The following is a 17,872-nucleotide window of genomic DNA, read 5'->3' as shown; positions in this document are numbered from 1 at the left end:
CATTTAACGTCAAGGAGGGTGGAATGTCGTTTCCAAAAAAGGGCAAGTTCTTTCCGAATCGCAACGGATATGCTGATATGGGAGAGGCCAACGAAGAGAGTGATTTTGCGGCTGCAATCGCCAACGCGCTCAATCACTCACTTGGCCCGACCAGAGCCGGCGCAAAGACGGTGGCTGCCTGGACAGGCGCCAACGAGAAGACGGTGAAGAACTGGTTCTCCGGGCGATATGGTCCGAGCGGGCAGCATCTCGTGGCGCTCGCACGGCACTCGGATGAGGTGCTGGGAACGTTCCTGGCGATGGCAGGCCGAGAGGACCTGATGGTGGCGACCAAGCTCGTGGCGGCCGAGCAGGCCATCATGGAATTGCTGATTGCTGTGCGCCGACTGTCCGACGACGCCGAAGACTGAGCGCCCGCGAGGGGTATGGAAACGGCGAAAACCTACATATCGCTTTGTTTTCGCCCGGTTTCGCGCAATCAACACTCGTCCGCCAAGGGCTCCGCCGAGAGAGTTCGCAGGCGGGTTCTCACCCTCCTTCGCCCGAAATCATCCGCCTCACGGTGATGATGTCCATGCTGCCCTTCGTCCATGAACCGTTCCTTTCGTGAAAGGAATGGGATTGCACCCGTTCAGCAAAACAGGTCCTAAACTTGACAAAATAGTATAAAATTAGATATTATATATAAACTTATACTAAAAGGAGATTCCCATGCTCGCTCATACCAATGCCGCCACGGTCGATCAGCGGTTGCCGCTAACGGCGCTTCAGGACCGCGAGGTTTCCAAGGAAGTCTCGCCAGCTGCCGTGCGGCTGTTCCTGCGGCTCGCGGATATCTGGCGATTGTCTGTCGATCACCGCCGCGCCCTGCTGGGCGGAATCTCCAGGCCGACCTACTACAATTGGCAGCGCGGCAAGGTCAGCGCTCTCTCTCGCGACCAGCTGGAGCGCATTTCGCTCATCCTGGGCATCCAGAAGGGACTCAGGCTGCTTTTCGCCGACGAGGCCAGCGCCGAGCGCTGGTTTACCAGCCCCAATGCCGACGTGCCGTTTGGCGGCCGCTCGCCCCTGGAGCGGATGACCCAGGGCGGTATGGACGATCTCTATGCCGTGCGCCGCTATATCGACGCCTGGCGCGGCATGAAATAACCGTGCTGGCCCGCTCCCAGGTCCAGCATCGCACCCACCGTCTTATCGCCAGTCGTTACCCGCCCGTCGGCGTGTTCGACGACATCGCGGCCGACGAGGAAGAGCTTCGTGTCGCCTTCCTGCTTGAAGCGGCCACCAATGACCGACTGGCGTTCATGGAGCGCCGTCTCGGCTTGCTGCCCGCCGGCGAGGTTGTAAATGGCGAAGGGGCGAGCCTGGTGATGGCGGCGTTCCTGCACGCCAACGAAACCGGCGGCAGGTTCACCGATGCTCGCCTGGGAGCCTGGTACGCCGCGCTCGACATCGAGACGGCGATTGCCGAGACCCACTTCCACGCCGATTGCCGCCTACGGCTCTCCGAAGGGGCCTTCCCGTCGTCGATCCAGATTCGCGAGCTCATCGCCGATATCGACGGCACGCTCGTCGATATCAGGGGAGGGCAGGGCGGGCGGCCTGAGCTCTATGCGCCCAACCCCGCCGACTATGGCCCGGCGCAGCTCTTCGCCGCCGGCCTGCGCTGGCCCGAGGGCGGCGGCGATCCCGAGAACGGCATCGTCTATGACAGCGTACGGCGCGGCGGCGGCGTCAATGTCTGCCTGTTTCGCCCGACCCTTGTTCCCTTGCCCGTCCTTCAGGGCGACCACTATGAATATCGCTGGGATGCTGGCGGTGTGGCCAGCGTGTTGAAGATCACAAACGTCGCCGTAGGGTCATGAGAGAGCGTCAACGCCGGCAGCTCGCTCTGCCTCGCCCCCGTCGAGGAATACGCCCGTGTGTTAGGCTACCCCGACTATAAAATTACCAAGGTCGACTACCTGCTGCCTTGGCGCTGGAACGGGTAGCGGTCAGGCCGGACGCTTACGGTCCAGCTTCCATACGACCAGAGTATCGCCGGCGCGTGCGTATTCCAGCGCGGCAGCAAGTTGCGGTTTGTCCCGTTGCGCACCCGAAGCCTTTTCTTCGAATATCCGCGTGGTGCATAGAAGGGGCGGCGGGTGCCTATTGCTGTCTACCGATCTGGATCTCTAGCAACCGATTCAATCGTCAGGTCCGATAGAATGTCTCACAGGCTCGTTCTACTCACTGCCCAACACGCTCCGCAACTTGGTTGCCAGTTCCAGACGGGTATAGGGCTTGCTCAGCAATGCAACGCCGGAGTCCAGGCGACCGTGATGGACGATGGCGTTCTCGGTGTAGCCCGAGGTAAACATCACCTTCAGCGAAGGGCGGGCCGATCGCGCCCGGTCGGCGAGTTCGCGCCCGTTCATGCCACCCGGCATGACGACGTCGGTCAGCAAGAGGTCGATGTCATCGTGGGCTTGCAGGACGCTCAGCGCCTCGGGGCCGGACATGGCCGTGGTAACCCGGTAGCCCAGCAACAGCAACTGGTTCTTGAGGTGTTCAAGCACCAGGTCGTCGTCCTCGGCGATCAGAATATGCTCAGATCCGACTGGTGGCGGCGCCTCGGCCGTCGGTTGGGAGCCCGATACCTTCCCAGCCTGTATCCGCGGGAAATACAGCTTGACCGACGTACCCTCGCCGGGTTCGGAGTATATCTTGATATGCCCGCCCGACTGCTTGGTGAATCCGAACACCATGCTCAGCCCGAGACCACTGCCCTTGCCCACCTCCTTGGTGGTAAAGAACGGTTCGAATGCCCGCCGGACCGTCTCGGGATCCATGCCACTGCCTGTGTCGGAAACACAGACCATCACATATTCGCCCGGCACCACTTCCATGTGATGGGCAGCGTATTCGCTATCCAATACGACATTGGCGGTCTCGATGGTCAATTTGCCGCTTTCCTGCATGGCATCCCGCGCATTGACCACCAGGTTCAGCAAGGCCGTATCCAGTTCGCCGGCATCGATCTCGGTAATGCCGAGATCGGGGTCGGGCACAAAGTCGAGATCAATGCTCTCGGGCAGGGTGCGTCGAATGAGCGCCTGCATCGCCTCGACCAATTGGTTGACGTCCGTTGGCTTCGGGTCGAGGGGTTGACGACGGGCGAACGCCAGCAGACGGCTGGTCAATTGGGCGCCGCGCGCCGCCGCGGAGATAGTCATTTTCGCCATCGAGCGCATCTTCGGGTCGGTCGTCATCTCCGCCAGCATCTCCGCGTTGCCCAGGATAACCGTCAACAGGTTGTTGAAGTCATGGGCGACCCCACCCGTCAGGTGACCCACGGCCTCCATCTTCTGAGATTGACGCAGTTCTTCTTCGGCCCTGCGGCGCACTGTTACGTCCAGGATAGACCCCGCCATGATCTCGGTGCCCTTTGGGCTGCAGGACACTTTTCCGATGGCATGGAACCAACGATACTCTCCGCTTGCCACCTGAAGCCGGTACTCCATGTCGTAAGGCCTACCGGTTTCCCTATGCGCTGCAATCGCATCCTGCATGCGACCTATATCGTCGGGGTGGAGGCGGGATGCAAAGAACTCGAAATCGCCTAGACAAGACTGGGCTGGGTAGCCGAGTAGTTCCATAAACCGGCCTGAGTAGTATACGGTGCCCGTATCTATGTCCCAATCCCACAGGCCGGCGCTTGAGCCCTGTTCCGCGCGCTCGTAGCGCGCGATGCTCTCGTGCAGAGAATCCTCTATCATCTTTCGTTTGAGGGCGGCTGAAGCCTGAGCAGCCACACCGGAGGCAAGGGAAAGAAACTCCTTATCCCGCACAGGAAGCGTATCGAAAAACATCATCAGGACCGCAAACGGACGCTGCTGTCCATCGGCGATCGGCTGTGCCAGCGCGGCCTTGAACCCGGCCGCTGCCGCTTCACAGCCACGCATAAAGTGCGGTTCTTCAAGCTCAGCCAGATTTGGATGCCACTCCTGTCGACCATGCTGCCATACGCGACCCGGCACGCCCTGCCCGAGGCTAAAAGCGAATCCTTCAGAAGCTTCGCGGAAGTCCGCATAGCGCAATGAAGCGTCGTACCATGTACTTCTGCGGAACTGTAGGGTGTTTTCGGTCTCGCCAGGTAGCCAGGATTCGCCGTAGACCGCTCCCGTCGCTTCGCAGAGCACCCTCAGAATTGCATTAATGGCGCCCGTTGTGTCATTGGCGTTCTGCGTCGCTTGGTTGGCCGAGAGAAATAATTTAAGTGCGCGTTCCGCTTGCTTCTCGACAGAGATATCTTGAACGTACCCGATGATCCGGGTCACGTTCCCGCGCGTATCCTGTTGGGGTTCTCCGCCTAGACGTATGCAGCGGACACCGCCGGCCGCAATCAGGTCGTGCACCACCTCCACAGCCTGCTGCTCCCGATAGATGGATAGGAGCGCATGTTGCACGCGCTTTCGATCTGCAGAAACGACGCGGCGTAGGTAAGATCTGATGTCAGGTACCGCCTTACCCGCTGGCCAGTCGAGGACATTTAACACTTCGTCTGACACTCTTGGGACTGGCTCTCCCACGACCCAGCGCCAGACACCGATGCGTGCCCTAGCCTCGATGCGCCGCGTCTCCGCCGCCGCCTCATTCAGTTTCCAGAGAAGCCCGTCCTTTGCACGCATTTCTCGGTTCAGACGGTCGATGGTGGCCGACAGTTCTGTGAACTTATCGATTCTATCTTGCTTCCAGGACAATCGGATTACGGCCCTGAAAGTATGCTCGCCGCCCAGACGCCAGCACTCGCCACGCAACTCCGCCGGCGCGCGTCCCGCAATATACAGGCGCAATCGGACCGGCGTGGGTTGCTTCTGGGCGAGCGCCTGTAAGAGGACGGAATTCGCTATGGCGTTGTCACCGCCGAGCAACTCCGCAAGAGTTATTGAACCGATGTCGGTAGGGACGATTCCTGTCAGTTCTCGAGCCGCAGCGCTGCAGGCCTCAAGCTGCCCGCTTGGACAGAACACCAGTATGGGGTCTGGACTCAGCTCCGCAAACGTGCGTGCCAAGGAGTGTGTCATTGCCTTGCTTCAACGCTATAATACTCTCGACCCAGCGCTTCCGCTGCTTCTCCATGTCGATTCAAATACACCACGACGCGGCAACCTTTATGACCGTTGGCAATGGCTTCTTCGACGTTCACCTTGGCGTAGCCAAGGTTCTCTGCGGCAATCCGCCCGAAGACATTTGACGTCATCATGCAAAGGGCGGGACGTCCCTCCACGTAGGTTCCGAACGGACAGACACGGTTTCCGAGCACAATCTTTTCATCGCTCTCCTCGATGATGAAAAAGTCTCCGCCGATACGGCGCTTCAGATCGACCAACGCCAGGGCAACTTCGGCGCGCCCTAGAAAGGCCTGCTTAAGCGCCGCCCGGTATAGTGCATCGAACTGGTCGCCGATGCGCGCGCCGACCACCGAGATGAAGCCCTTGGCGTCTTCAAGACCGATGGTGTCCTGCAGCGTTCCCGACAAATCCCGAATGATTACCCGCATAAACCTGTCGGCGTCCATGGGGATATCCGCGTCGGCAAACCTCGTCGATGCATCATTTGTTGGATTCGGGGCTACCTTTTTACCAACCATGCTATCGAGACCCTTGCAGTTGTAAGGCGACGCATATCAATGACCAGAAATTTAGCATAAGGGACCGGGTCGAAAAACAAGTATCTGAACCGCGCGGGATTGCCGGAGGCCGCTTGGTTTAAGTTATGCGGCCACGGCTGGCCGGTTCATGTCGCGTTCCTCCACGAACACCCCTCCCAAGCAGTGGCGGCGAGCCTGGCGCCGCTGCGCATGGCGGGCGGGCCGGCAATCGAATGCGTCACCATGACGGACGGGTCGCCGGGCGTCGAAAGCCAGCACGATTCCGACAGCGTCATCCTGCCGCTCTGCGATTACATCCATGGGCGGGACAACGATGCGGGGGCGTTCGTCATCGCCTGCTTCAGCGACCCCGGGCTGCACGCTGCGCGCGAGACGACGGCGCGTCCGGTGCTCGGTATCGCCGAGTGCGCCTACCTGTCAGCGATGACGCAGGACGAAAGGTTCGGGGTGATCTCGATCCTCGAACCGTCGGTGAAACGGCACGGTCGCTATGTGCGGCAGCTCGGTCTCGCGCAGCGCAGCGCCGGCGACCGGGCCATCGGGCTCGGCGTTGTCGAGTTGAGCAACGAGGACAAGGTGCTCGACCGCATGATCGAAACCGGACGCGCCCTGCGCGTCGAAGATGGCGCCGACGTGCTGATCCTCGGCTGTGCCGGCATGGCGCGCTACCGCGAGCGCGTATCGGATGCGCTTTCCATGCCGGTCGTGGAGCCGTCCCAATCCGCCGTCGCCATGGCGCTGGGGCGGCTGCGCTGCGGTTAGGATCATTTCCGCCGTGGTCTGCGGCCGCCCACCGCACCACCATGCCGTCATGAGAGATGTGTTCTTCAGACGTTCCATTGATTATCGCCCGACATTCCCCATTTGAAACGCCGAAGACGTTTCAAATGGGGAATGTCGGATGAATGGTTGAGGGGACGTGACCATCCCACGGCCGGAGTGCAAATCGTGATCCGCAAGTCACCATCCGGGCGGAAAATGGCGACCTTGCTCGGACTGGCCGGACTGGCCGGACTGATACCGGTGTTTCTTGGCGGGCAGTTCGCGTCCAGCGCCGGCGCCAGCCAGACGGGAAGCGATCGGGACGCCCCGGTCTTCGCCCGGTCATCCGTATCTGCGGATTCGCAGCCGCTGCGGGCGAAATACGACGTCTATTTCGGCAGCTTCCACGTGCTGAGCAGCACCGCCCTGTATGAGCGCGGCGATGGCGAGTACGTGGTTTCCGCAACCGGACGGACCCGGGGCATTCTGGAGTTCTTCTTCAAATGGGCGGGCGAGACCAGGACAACCGGCCGGTTCAACGGCCCGCAGGTGCTTCCGACGCTGCACGAGAGCCGCGGGCAGGGAAGGTCCGAAGAACGGCGCATGTCGATCCGCTACGACGATTCCGGCGAAGTGGCGGATCTTGTGGTGGAGCCGACGCCCGATCCGGAGGACGTCACCCCGCTGCCGGAAAACGCGGAGGTTGGCACCGTCGACCCGTTGACCGTGTTCGCCGACCTGGGTCGCGCGATCAGTGAAGGGCGCGGTTGCGCCGGTACCTACGCGGTGTTCGACGGCAAGCGGCGCTACGATGTCACAATCTCCGACAGGGGCGAGAAAGTCCTCGAGCCGACCAGCCATTCGGCCTTCAGCGGTCCGGCCCTGATCTGTCATGTGGAATGGGACATGAAGGGCGGCGCGCGCCGGGAGAAGAACAAATACAGCCGCACCGCCCGGGATCGCACGGTCTACGTCGCCGCCCCCTTTGAAGGCGCCGAACCGATCCCGGTCGCGATGACCATTGAGACCGACTACGGCACGCTGACGGGGCATCTGACCAGCGTCGAGGCCGACGGCAAGCGACTGGCGGTGCCGAACGACTAGCAGGCTGTTGAAGAAGTCCATTTTTGAGCGATGAAGGAATATTCGTCACCGTATCGGTAGCAGATTTCGCCGTGGAGGGAGCCGTCTGGCTGGAGTTCGGCGGAGCCATCTCCGCTTACCTCGGTCATTTCGTCGTTACTGTCCCAGGAAAAATCGATACTGGTCGCCTCCGTACTGCTCGCTTCCCATAGTCGAAGTGGACCATGCGTCCGACCAGCGAGCGGTGGCCGACCGGCGGGTACTTGCAGTATCCGACCAACCGGGCCGCATCCTCCGGCGTTTCGACATGAGGAAAGATGATACCCATGGCGCCGTTGTCGAGAACCCGAATGGCATGGTGGTGCTCCAGCCCCGGCACGCGCACCAGCGGCGTGATGCCGGCGTCCTGGCAGGCGATGGCCAGGGCGGCGGCCTGGTCCACGGTCATGGCGCCGTGCTCCATGTCGATGTTGACCCAGTCGATGCCGGTGGGCGCCAGCAGGCGGCCGATGTCAGTGGTACGCCACTGGCGCAGGCTAATGCCGACGGCCAGATCGCCGGCGCGCATCCTGGCCAGGGCGAAGTTGCGGAACTCGCTCATGGATATCTCTCCTCTTTGCTTGTGATTATTTGGTGCCGAACCTGCTGTCGCCGGCGTCGCCCAGGCTGGGCAGGATGTAGCCGTGGTCGTTGAACTGGCGGTCCACCGCCGCAGCGACGATCGGCACGTCGGGATGGGCGTAGGCGAAAGCCTCGACGCCTTCCGGCGCCGCCTGACTGATAACACTCCTAGCGCATACGAATGTAGTTCCGGCTTATTCTGATCTTACGTCACATCCGCAATGCTGGGGGCTTCAGAGGCGCATTAAGAGTCACGCCTGGGGGCAAATTGATGCCCCTTGGCCGACCTGTTCGCGGGTCGGTGCCATAGCGGGCATGGAAGGGGGCGGGCAATGGCCAGCCGTCCGGCACACTGAGCCAAAGCCGCAACAGATGACGCTTCCGTTCCGGCTCAGGCCAATCCCTGTAGGCCGTCCGCGTGTGCAAGAGCACCAGATTGTTGACGAACTGAATATCGCCGAGCCGAAAATCCATTTCGAGTTTGAAGCGCGGATGGTCCGCAAGGCGCTGCACCATGTCGAGTGCTTCATTCTGGCGGGCGGTCAACCGCGGCACAGCTTCGAATCGCTGGCCACTCCGGATGAAACGCGGCACGTAGCTCACCACGACGCGGCCGTCGACCGGCATGAATACCGGCATTTCATACCACGGGTCCTGACCATCGACACCTTCCCCGCGGCGGTCGTAATAGAACGGGCGAGTCAATTCCTCGGCCAGGTCGGGTCTTTGCGCAATCATCTCGTTCCATAGTGCTGCCGCGCTCACGAGCCCGGATTCTCCGCCCGAGCGGGCTCCGGAGAGGCACAGCAGGCCAACGATTTCCGCACCGATATCGGTATGGAACGGCAGGGAATCCGCAGACTGGTGTCCCCGCTGGTTGGGATTGTCAGCGTCGCCACCCACATCGGTGACGTGGCCGAGGAGGTTTCCAGCCGGGTTCTGCGTGACCGGTACCCCGATTCGGGTGCCGATCGCCCAATAAGCACGTGCCGTGCGGGCCCGAGGCCAATCCGCAACTGGCAATCCACGCATCAGCACAAAGCCGCGCCCGTCCACGACATCGTTGCGGATGCGGGCCAGCCCCGCATCGAGAACCGGCATTACGAAATCCACTTCGCGCAACGCCGTGATATCCCGGTCCGACGTGGCATCGGCGACAGCTTCCAGTTCGCTGAGTTCCTCTGCAGAGAACTCATGAATCCAGCCGTCCCGCTTCGCCAAATCCGACCCGAGCCAGGCGCTTTCCCCTTCATGTGTCCGTAATATGGTCATACCGATCCTCCATCCGGAGCTGCAGTCTGGATCAATTTGCGGCGCGTGCCAATATTTCCCCAAGCCGGACGCGTGCGGGAAAGCGCCCGCTACAGGGAGATTAAGCTTCCGGCGCTTGCGCGAACAACCTAACAACGAAGCGTTCATCCTGTTCGACCAGGCCGGGTTCCGTGCCGTTGTGTTCTCTCATACGCTCAGAACTGAGCGTAACAGCACAACATCATCGGCAGCAGGGCTGGTTCACCGGGAGCTCACGAAGCATCATCATTGTGAGGCGGATCACCTCTGGTGAGTCATTGAAATAGCGGAACGGGTTTCTCATCCGCGGAGGCTACACAGCGGCCCAGCGTGGCACGCGCTTTTTGCTCTGACAGTACCGCCCGCTCTCTTGGAAGTTTCAACCGCTATCCGCCACTGCCGCCTGCGCGGCGCGCAGGTTTGCCGGCGGTACCCACAATGTGAGCGCGTCGGGCCGGTCGGGGTCGCCGGTGAAGTGCGGCATCTCGCCGAGCGCAGCGATGGCGCGGTTGAAGCCATCGCGATCGGCGGCGGCGACCGGCACGAAGCCGGTGCGCGCGGCCCAGCGGCCGAGTTCGGCGTTGGCGATGCAGCCGAGCTCCAGCGAACTGATCTCACAGCGCCCGCGCGCCGCGTCGCGCAGATGGAAGGCGGCATGCGCATCGTGCAGCTTTACCTGATTGGTGGCGTCATCGCCCTGCAGCCAGCCGGACGGTAGCGGCAGGCCGGTACGCACGGCGTAGCTCGAACGCAGCGCGGCCGGATCGAACGCGCAGTTCTCGTCCGCCTCCAGGCAGGTCGCGGCGCCCAGTTCGACCCGGTCCAGCGCGCCGAGTGCGATATCCTGGAACACGCCAAGCACCTCCAGCGCCGACACCCCGCCGATCCCCTCGTCCGCGACCAGCGGCGCGCCGGTCAGCGGCCTGAAGGCGATCTCGCATTCGGCCGGCCTGGTTTTCCCGGTGCAGTCGGCAACCGGCAGCGTGAAGCCCGTCGGCTCGGCGAATACCGCGCCGATATCGTCGTGCAGCGTGCGGTACAGTCCCCAGGCGGCAGCGATCTCGTCGACCTCGCCGGCATCGGCGGTAAGTTCTTCGCCGCTCGGGAAGTTTTCCAGCACCTGATAGGGCGTGATCTGCAGTGCGTAGAGCTTGCCAGCGTCGAGCGCGTCCTGCGCCAGATTCTCGATGCGCTTCTTGATCCCGTCGGCGTCCTTCGGCAGCGGGTTGCCGCTGCCGCCGGCCTGGTAGAACGAAATCGTGTTCTTCGACGAATCCGAGCCGCTCGACGACGCGGCGCTGAACGCAGCATCGACCTTCACGCCCCAGCCGGAGCCGGAGACCTCGGTCTTCACGCTTTCCTTCGTCGTCTTGCTGCGTGTGGCGATGTCGATCACCGCGAACGCCTCGGCGCCACGCATCGCTGCCGACACGAAGCCCTCGCCGCAGGCCTGCTGGAACGCGGCCAGATCGCGCCGCGCCAGCGCGGCGGCGGCGGCGGTCAGGGTAACTGCGCGGCCGAGATGGCGGCCACGCCCGGGGTCCTTCGGCGCGGCGTAATGCGCGCCGTTGCGTACCTCCGCGCGGACTACATACGTGGTCGAGAAGGCCGTAATCTTCGTACTCTTCGCGAAACTCGCCTTGCCCGACGCCTCATAGGCGATCGCGTTGACAGACACCGAGGATGAGATGCCCATCGAGCGCGACAGCGAATGGCTGTCGCGCGTCTCGGAGATAGACACGGTGGTTTCCTGCGCCGGGTCGTCAGCGATGTCGAACGCGACGCATTCGGTCGGGATCGGCTGACCGCGGTCGACGCTCCAGCCCCAGCCGAGATCCACGCCGGTTTCGGGCGCCTCGACCATGAAGGCCTTTCGGGCGGCAGAGTCGTCCAGCCGCTCAGCCGGTGACGGCCGGCGCGCGAAGCTGCGCGCTTCGGCCTCGGCGGTCTTGGCGCTATCGCCAGATGACGGGAACAGCCCGGCGATCTGGTCGCAACCGGCTAGACCACTCAGTGCGGCAATGCAGACAACGGCGGTCCAGCCGAAAGATGAAGCGGGGCGACGGCAGAACATGGCGCGTCTCCGGTCGTGTCGGGGAACGGCGCGCACCCTGACCGGGCGCCCCGCGCCGGGGGAACGGGAAATGGGGAAGATATGAGCCAGCATACCCCAGATAACTGCCAAACTCGGCACCGACTATAGCCGAGCAGGCCCCCTCTTGGAACCAGAAATCGCTTAGCGGTTTGGCGAAGGCCCTGTAGAAGCCAAGGACATGTTGTTGTAACGCTGGTTTACCTGGGCTCGTGGCATGCGGGCTGGGGCGACCGCTCTGGGCGGATGCTGGGCGTCGGGCTCGCGAGGGAGGGAGTATGCTCATGAACGACGCGCAGAATCTGTCGCCTGATGATGTGGAGTACATCGTTCCCGGGCCGGAGCCGACGCAGGATGAACTGCTTGCTCTTGCCGGCGAGGGCGCCAAAGCGTGGAACGCCTGGCGGGAACGGTATCCGGTGCTGATTGACAAGGAATCTCAGCAGCCCAACGGACCGCGCGCTGATTTTTCTGGCGTGTATTTTACGAAAGATAAAAATGAGGTAATAAATTTTTCTGGGTTTAATTTCGGGCATGGTGCATCTTTTATAGATACACAATTTGGTGATAACGCCAATTTTCATGGCGCAATATTCGGAAACGACGCTCAGTTTAAATGCGCAAAATTCGGTGACGGTGCTGATTTCGGGGACGCAACGTTCGGCGATAATGCCCTGTTTGACGGAGCTTCATTTGGCGTATCGATCTCTTTTTATCGCGCAACCTTCGGCGAGGGGGCCAACTTCGAGGGTGCCGCCTTTGGCGACGGCAGCGTATTTCTGAACGCGACATTTGGCGACAGAGCGTGGTTCAGCGGGAGAGCGGAGAAAGAGGACGCCTTTTCCAGCGTAAGTTTCACGGGTGCCCGTTTTCTTGGATATGCCTCGTTCGCCCGTCGGGTATTCAATGCCTCGGCCGACTTTGACAACACGTCCTTCAAACAGCCGCCCGAATTCAGCGCCATCAAGAACCCGGAAAATCTGAACTGGACGGCCATGAAGGTAGGCTTCGCCGGCGCGGTCGGGGGGTTTCCCACCCCCGGATGGACGACAAAAACGGAAACCGTGACGCGGCTGCAGCGCCTACGCAGGATTGCGGCCAACATTCATGCGAACGATGCGGAGCGCGACCTGTTCATCGCCGAGCGCAAGGCGGAGCGGGGATTTCTGTGGAAAGCCTGGTGGCGCCGCAAGCGGGATTTGAGCGTGTTCACGAAAGCGTTGCGCAACACGCTTCTGCTGTTCCTCTATTCCCTGTCATCCAATTGTGGTCGCAGCGTCCTGCTGCCGCTGTTCTGGCTGGCGGTGTCCAGCGTCGGGTTCTGGGGCGCCTACGACGCGCTTGCGGTGGAGGGCGACCCCCTGCCGGTGGGCGACAGCGGTGAAAGCATCGGACGCACGCGTGCGCTATTGGCCTTTACGGGCTCGCGCTTCCTGCCTCTCCTCGGCTCGTCGTTCGCGGCAGCGGAGGATGTTGAGAGCGCGCTCTTCGCCGGGCCCATCCCGTCCGAGACCGTACAGGCGCTGGCAGCGGGCCAGGGGATACTGAACGCTATCCTGCTGTTTTTGCTGGCACTGGCTTTGCGGAACCATTTCCGGGTCGGGTAGCGGTATGTTCAGTGGCGAGATCGAAGTGGACGAAAGCTGTTTCGGTGGCAAGCGCAAGGGACGCCGGGGACGCGGAGCAGCCGGAAAAATACCGGTATTCGGCCTTTTGAAACAGCGAGGCAAGGTCTACACGAAGATCATTCCCGACGCCTCCGGCGACACGTTGATGCCCATCATGGCACGGAAGATCGTGCCGGACAGCATCGTCTATTCCGACTACTGGGGCGGCTACAACGTGCTGGACGTCTCCGACTTCAAGCACTTTCGAATCAACCACTCGGAGTTGTTCGCTGACAAGCAAAACCACATCGACGGAAACGAGAATTTCTGGAACCAGGCGCGCCATATGCGGAAATTCAACGGTGTTCCGAAGGCCCATTTCGGGCTATTTTTGAAGGAGTGCGAGTGGCGTTTCAACAACAGTGAACCGTCAACTCAATTATATCAACTCAGTCAGTGGGTAATCGTCGTCTCAGGTAGTTAACTGGGACAGCCCCTGGAAACAGAACGCTATTGGGCGCTTCAACCGGGACGCTGTGGAGGCTGAACAACCAATGTCCAAAACGCCTTTCCTGACAGTAAACGGCCTGGTGCGGCCAATGCCGAACGAAATCGCACCGGATACGCCGCTTTTGGATATCCTCCGCAACACACTGGGTCTGACCGGCAGCCGCTTTGGCTGCGGATTGGAGCAATGCGGTGCATGCATGGTGCTGGTTGATGGCCAGCCGATGCAGTCATGCAATGCGGCGCTGGACTCGCTTGCGGGCAAACAGATCACGACGATTGAGGGGCTGGCAGGAACCGATGGCAAGCTGCACCCGCTGCAACAAGCCTTTCTGGATGAGCAGGCCGGGCAGTGTGGCTATTGCCTATCCGGTATTCTGATCTCGGCCAAGGCGCTTCTGGACCGGAACCCGAATCCGACACGGCGCGAGATTGCAGCGGCGCTGGATGACAATCTCTGCCGATGCGGCTCGCATGTTCGCATTCTGAAAGCGGTTGAACGGGCCGCGGCAACCATGCGAGCTAGGGGCTAGGCCATGAACGAAACCGTGAAACTGCCTGCCAGCCTGACCACCAACCCACGGCTGGACCGCTGGGTGAAGTTCGAGGACAACCGCACCGTGCGAGTGGCCTCTGGCAAGGTGGAAATCGGCCAGGGGATTGTCACCGCGCTGGCACAGATTGCAGCGGAAGAACTCTATCTGCCGCTGGAGCGTGTAACGCTGTTATCCGGCAGCACCGAATATGGACCGGACGAACAGTATACGTCATCCAGCCTTTCGGTCATGGTCTCCGGCGCTTCGATCAGACTGGTCTGTGCCGAGGTTCGGTCATTGCTGACCAACCAGGCGGCATTGCGGCTGAATTGCTCGCCCGATGATCTAATCGTAGCGGATGGCGCGTTCGTGAAAGATGGCGTGGCAACCGGTCTGGATTACTGGGATGTCGCCCCTGCTCTCGACCTCAGCCAGGCACCGACGGGACGTGCCAGGCCTAAATCGCCGGAGGCCTATCGGCTGGTCGGCAAGGAAATCCCTCGGGCAGACCTGCCGGGGAAGGTGACAGGTGCTGCAGAAACCTATCTGCACGACATGCGCCCGGCGGGCGCCCTGCATGCCCGCACGTTGCGCCAGCCGGGCCCCGGTGCGGTGTTGGAAGCGCTGGACGAAGATGCCGTGCGGGGCGCCAGCGGTGATGAAGAATTGCGCGTTGTCCGCCGCGCCAGTTTCGTCGCCTTTGTCAGTACCAGCGAGCGCAAGGCGGAAGCCGCGGCGGTCTATGCCGAAGCCAACGCAAAATGGTCTGGTCTGCGCGACTATCGCGGCAGCGAGCAGGAGGGCGCCTGGCTGGTGGGGCGGCCGGCGGAATTGCGCGCGATCGGCGCGGCAGTAAAGGACACCCCAGATGCTTCGGCTATAGTGGAGGCGACCTATACCCGGCCCTACATCGCCCATGCTTCTATGGGGCCGTCGGCGGCAATTGCACAGTATGACGGCGAGACCATGACGATCTGGTCGCATGGGCAGGGAATGCATCCGTTGCGCAAGAATGTGGCCGAAATGCTGGGACTCGATTCGGCCAAGGTGATTTGCCACCATCGCCATGGCCCCGGCTGCTATGGCCATAACGGTTCGGACGACGCGGCGGCGGATGCCGCCATCGTCGCGCTGGCGCTGCCAGGCGAGACCGTGCGACTGCAATGGCGGCGCGAGGAAGAGTTCGCCTACGAACCGGTCAGTCCGGCCATGTCGGTAACGGTGAGGGTCGCCGTCGATGCGGCCGGCAATCCCACGGATTGGACCCAGGAGATCTGGAGCGCCAGCCACGTGCAGCGTCCGGGTTCCGGCAGCGGTTATCTGCTGGCAAGCGAGGCGTTGGAAAACCCGCCGCCGCCGGTCAAGGTTACCGATCCGCCGGAGGAACGCGGCGGTGGCGGCACCCGAAACGCGGTACCGCTCTACCGGATACCGGCACATCGCATCAAACATCATCTGGTGACGGAAGGTCCGGTGCGGACCTCCGCCCTACGAGGGCTCGGCGCCCCCACCAATGTCTTCGCGATGGAATGCATGATGGACGAATTGGCGGCCCGTGCCGGCAAGGATCCGCTTGCCTATCGGCTGGCGCTGCTGGACGACCCGCGCGCCCGCGCCGTGCTGGAGCGGACGGCAGCAATGGCCGGTTGGGCTAACCGTAGTTCCGGTGGCGAGGGCAAGGGACTGGGCATCGCCTTTGCACGCTACAAGAATATGGCGGCCTATTCCGCCGTTGCGGTTGCTGTGACGGTGGCGGACGAGGTGCGCCTCGACCATGTCTGGAGCGCCAGCGATGCCGGGTTGGTAATCAACCCGAACGGCGCGCGCAACCAGTTGGAGGGCGGCATCGTACAGGCTGCCAGCTTTGCACTCAAAGAACAGGTGAAGATTGAGGGCAAAGGTATCGCCTCCCGGGACTGGGACGCGTATCCGATCCTGCGCTTCAGCGAAGTGCCGCCTGTTGACGTGGAAATAATCGGTTCACCAGACGATCCTTCGCTGGGCATGGGCGAGTGCACGGTCGGTCCAACTTGCGCCGCTATCGGCAATGCCCTCGCCCATGCGCTTGGGCGGCGGATGTACGACATGCCGCTGAACCGGGAGCGGATCATGACGGCATTACTGGTGACGTGATTCCCAGGGTTACCCATTCAGACGCAGAGCCTCCGGGCCATGTGTTCTGACAATTCCGTCGCGCCCGATAGCTTAGCGGTCAAGTCCGTTCAGAAAAGTTTGCAAGACATCATTGAAAGCTCCCGGCTGTTCGACGTTCGGGAAATGTCCGGCGCCCTTAAGTATCGCCATACGGGCGCCGGCAATCCCATCCTTGTACATTTGCATCCGTGCAGGGGTCGTCGAGGTGTCCTGCGCACCGGCCAGGATCAGGGTTGGCGTATGAATTTCACCGAGCCGGCTGTCGTAATTCATCGCCAGAATCGCTTCGTAGGCGCGCGCCTGCCCGAACAAGGTCGTGCCACCCAGAATCCGGCGTAACAATGCCAGTCGCTCGGAATGTCTCGCTTCATCGGGATCATGCAGCAAACGGCCCAACAGGGCGTCGGCCTGGCTCTCCATTGTCGTCCGGGCCGTGGCGCCGGATGCGCGCATGGCCGCAATATTGTCCCGCGCTGCTGCGATGCGTTCGTCGGGCAAGGCGCCCTGGGACGCCATGAAGGTCAGGCTGGACAAGCGGTCCGCATGTTCGAGTGCCAGCGCAAGCCCGACCATGGCGCCGAGAGAACTACCGACAAAATGCGTTTTTTCGACGCCGATGTGGTCCAGCAGGCCAACGACGTCCTTGGCCAGGTCCTCCATGGAGAAAGCCTGTCCGTCTTTGTCGGTTCGCCCGTGCCCCCGGAGGTCAAAGCGAAGGACCCGGTATCGGTCCCGAAACGCGGCAATCTGAGGGTTGAAGCTCCGAAGATCGAGCGACAAAGCGTGCGCGAACGTAATGACTGGTGCTCCCTCCGGACCATCCAGCGTAAAATGAACCGATACACCGTTAATGTTTCGTGTTTTGCCGTCAGGATTCATGTGCTCCTACTCGTATTGTCATAGCCATCATGTTAGCGGTTTGGTCAGCCCAGCAATACAAGATTGACATGACTGTCAACGGCGGAGCAAAAACCGGCCATGTGGCGGAGCAAAAATAGGCCAGTTCAGGATGTTTGGATCGGATGCCGGGAATGGGTTTCGCGCCCAGGCATCCGTGCTCTCTATGTAGCTGGCGGGTGCCTGGGCGCGTTGGCCCGTCAGGGCCAATCTGGCGTGTTGTTCAGTTTATGGCCGGGCTTTTGCTGTCGCGGCTTTGAGCCAGTCGATAAGTGTCGCCATTCATTTCGAGGATGCTGACGTGGTGGGTCAGTCGGTCGAGCAAGGCTCCGGTCAGTCGCTCAGAGCCAAAGGTCTTGGTCCATTCGTCGAAAGGAACCCGCGCCGCCTCAATGTGTCAACGGCGGAGCAAATCCCCACCTGAACCGCCCCGAGTTTCCCGGAGGCTCCAACTTGTGAGAAGAAGGAACTATCATGGGGACACAATCGACACGATATCCGGCGGAGGTGCGCGAGCGGGCGGGCCGTCTGGTTTTGGATCATGCAGGCGATTACGGCTCGCAATGGGGGGCGATCAACTCGATCTCGGCCAAGATCGGCTGCACGGCGGAGACGCTGCGCCGGAAGGGCAAGACACGCTTCGCAATCCGCCAGTGCCCGATGGCCATCG

15 protein-coding genes and 4 pseudogenes are annotated in these 17,872 nt (G+C 61.7%); 10 read left to right on the top strand and 9 right to left on the bottom strand.

Going from position 1 to position 17,872, the window contains the following annotated elements; genetic code table 11:
- From WD767_14985 to WD767_14975, 3 genes are all read left to right on the top strand, one after another.
- Positions 1-410: hypothetical protein (locus WD767_14985; GenBank protein MEX2617395.1), on the top strand; the 410-nt coding region annotated here is incomplete at its 5' end.
- Between the two features lie 301 nt (positions 411-711).
- On the top strand, positions 712-1,149 hold the full coding sequence (locus WD767_14980) for an MbcA/ParS/Xre antitoxin family protein (protein MEX2617394.1): 438 nt from the start codon (positions 712-714) through the stop codon (positions 1,147-1,149).
- A gap of 2 nt (positions 1,150-1,151) precedes the next feature.
- A complete protein-coding gene (locus tag WD767_14975; GenBank protein ID MEX2617393.1) occupies positions 1,152-1,865 on the top strand; it encodes an RES family NAD+ phosphorylase in 714 nt (237 codons plus the stop codon).
- A 144-nt stretch (positions 1,866-2,009) separates the two neighbouring features.
- On the opposite strand, the pseudogene WD767_14970 reads toward WD767_14975, so the two are convergent.
- The 3 genes and pseudogenes from WD767_14970 to WD767_14960 form a co-directional block, all read right to left on the bottom strand.
- Positions 2,010-2,120 (bottom strand): annotated as a pseudogene (locus tag WD767_14970) (recombinase family protein).
- 105 nt (positions 2,121-2,225) lie between these two features.
- Positions 2,226-5,054 carry a PAS domain-containing protein gene (locus WD767_14965; GenBank protein ID MEX2617392.1) on the bottom strand — a complete coding sequence of 943 codons (2,829 nt, stop codon included), beginning with the start codon at positions 5,052-5,054 and terminating at the stop codon, positions 2,226-2,228.
- Between the two features lie 8 nt (positions 5,055-5,062).
- The gene (locus WD767_14960; GenBank protein ID MEX2617391.1) at positions 5,063-5,560 is read right to left on the bottom strand and encodes a methanogen output domain 1-containing protein; all 498 of its coding nucleotides are present in this window, start codon (positions 5,558-5,560) and stop codon (positions 5,063-5,065) included.
- A 255-nt stretch (positions 5,561-5,815) separates the two neighbouring features.
- On the opposite strand from WD767_14960, the gene WD767_14955 reads away from it, so the two are divergent.
- Both WD767_14955 and WD767_14950 read left to right on the top strand, forming a co-directional pair.
- Positions 5,816-6,415 carry an aspartate/glutamate racemase family protein gene (locus WD767_14955; protein MEX2617390.1) on the top strand — a complete coding sequence of 200 codons (600 nt, stop codon included), beginning with the start codon at positions 5,816-5,818 and terminating at the stop codon, positions 6,413-6,415.
- Positions 6,416-6,601: 186 nt separating this feature from the next.
- Positions 6,602-7,519 (top strand): DUF3108 domain-containing protein, encoded by a 918-nt coding sequence (locus WD767_14950; GenBank protein MEX2617389.1) that lies wholly within the window; start codon positions 6,602-6,604, stop codon positions 7,517-7,519.
- Between the two features lie 124 nt (positions 7,520-7,643).
- Here the strand turns inward: WD767_14950 and WD767_14945 are convergent, their stop codons facing one another.
- The 4 genes and pseudogenes from WD767_14945 to WD767_14930 all read right to left on the bottom strand — a co-directional run bounded on the left by WD767_14945 (position 7,644) and on the right by WD767_14930 (position 11,483).
- Positions 7,644-8,099: an aldolase/citrate lyase family protein gene (locus WD767_14945; GenBank protein ID MEX2617388.1), complete on the bottom strand. Its 456-nt coding sequence runs from the start codon at positions 8,097-8,099 to the stop codon at positions 7,644-7,646.
- Positions 8,100-8,124: 25 nt separating this feature from the next.
- Positions 8,125-8,271 (bottom strand): annotated as a pseudogene (locus tag WD767_14940) (uracil phosphoribosyltransferase).
- Positions 8,272-8,329: 58 nt separating this feature from the next.
- Positions 8,330-9,391, bottom strand: a complete 1,062-nt coding sequence (locus tag WD767_14935; protein MEX2617387.1) for a TauD/TfdA family dioxygenase — start codon at positions 9,389-9,391, stop codon at positions 8,330-8,332.
- Positions 9,392-9,788: 397 nt separating this feature from the next.
- A complete protein-coding gene (locus WD767_14930; GenBank protein ID MEX2617386.1) occupies positions 9,789-11,483 on the bottom strand; it encodes a hypothetical protein in 1,695 nt (564 codons plus the stop codon).
- 302 nt (positions 11,484-11,785) lie between these two features.
- Here WD767_14930 and WD767_14925 point away from each other — a divergent pair, with 302 nt between their 5' ends.
- From WD767_14925 to WD767_14910, 4 genes and pseudogenes are all read left to right on the top strand, one after another.
- Positions 11,786-13,108 carry a pentapeptide repeat-containing protein gene (locus WD767_14925; protein MEX2617385.1) on the top strand — a complete coding sequence of 441 codons (1,323 nt, stop codon included), beginning with the start codon at positions 11,786-11,788 and terminating at the stop codon, positions 13,106-13,108.
- 4 nt (positions 13,109-13,112) lie between these two features.
- Positions 13,113-13,592: pseudogene (locus WD767_14920) on the top strand (IS1595 family transposase).
- Positions 13,593-13,662: 70 nt separating this feature from the next.
- Positions 13,663-14,148 (top strand): (2Fe-2S)-binding protein, encoded by a 486-nt coding sequence (locus tag WD767_14915; protein MEX2617384.1) that lies wholly within the window; start codon positions 13,663-13,665, stop codon positions 14,146-14,148.
- A gap of 3 nt (positions 14,149-14,151) precedes the next feature.
- Entirely contained in the window at positions 14,152-16,284 is a 2,133-nt protein-coding gene (locus WD767_14910) for a molybdopterin cofactor-binding domain-containing protein (protein MEX2617383.1), read from the top strand.
- Between the two features lie 72 nt (positions 16,285-16,356).
- Here the strand turns inward: WD767_14910 and WD767_14905 are convergent, their stop codons facing one another.
- Positions 16,357-17,184: an alpha/beta fold hydrolase gene (locus WD767_14905; GenBank protein MEX2617382.1), complete on the bottom strand. Its 828-nt coding sequence runs from the start codon at positions 17,182-17,184 to the stop codon at positions 16,357-16,359.
- A 241-nt stretch (positions 17,185-17,425) separates the two neighbouring features.
- Positions 17,426-17,587: pseudogene (locus tag WD767_14900) on the bottom strand (ATP-binding protein).
- 89 nt (positions 17,588-17,676) lie between these two features.
- On the opposite strand from WD767_14900, the gene WD767_14895 reads away from it, so the two are divergent.
- Positions 17,677-17,872, top strand: a 196-nt coding sequence (locus tag WD767_14895) for a hypothetical protein (GenBank protein ID MEX2617381.1), incomplete at its 3' end; no start/stop codon positions are given.

This window comes from Alphaproteobacteria bacterium, from assembly GCA_040905865.1.
Lineage (GTDB): Bacteria > Pseudomonadota > Alphaproteobacteria > UBA8366.
This window is presented reverse-complemented; position numbering and strand designations above follow the sequence as displayed.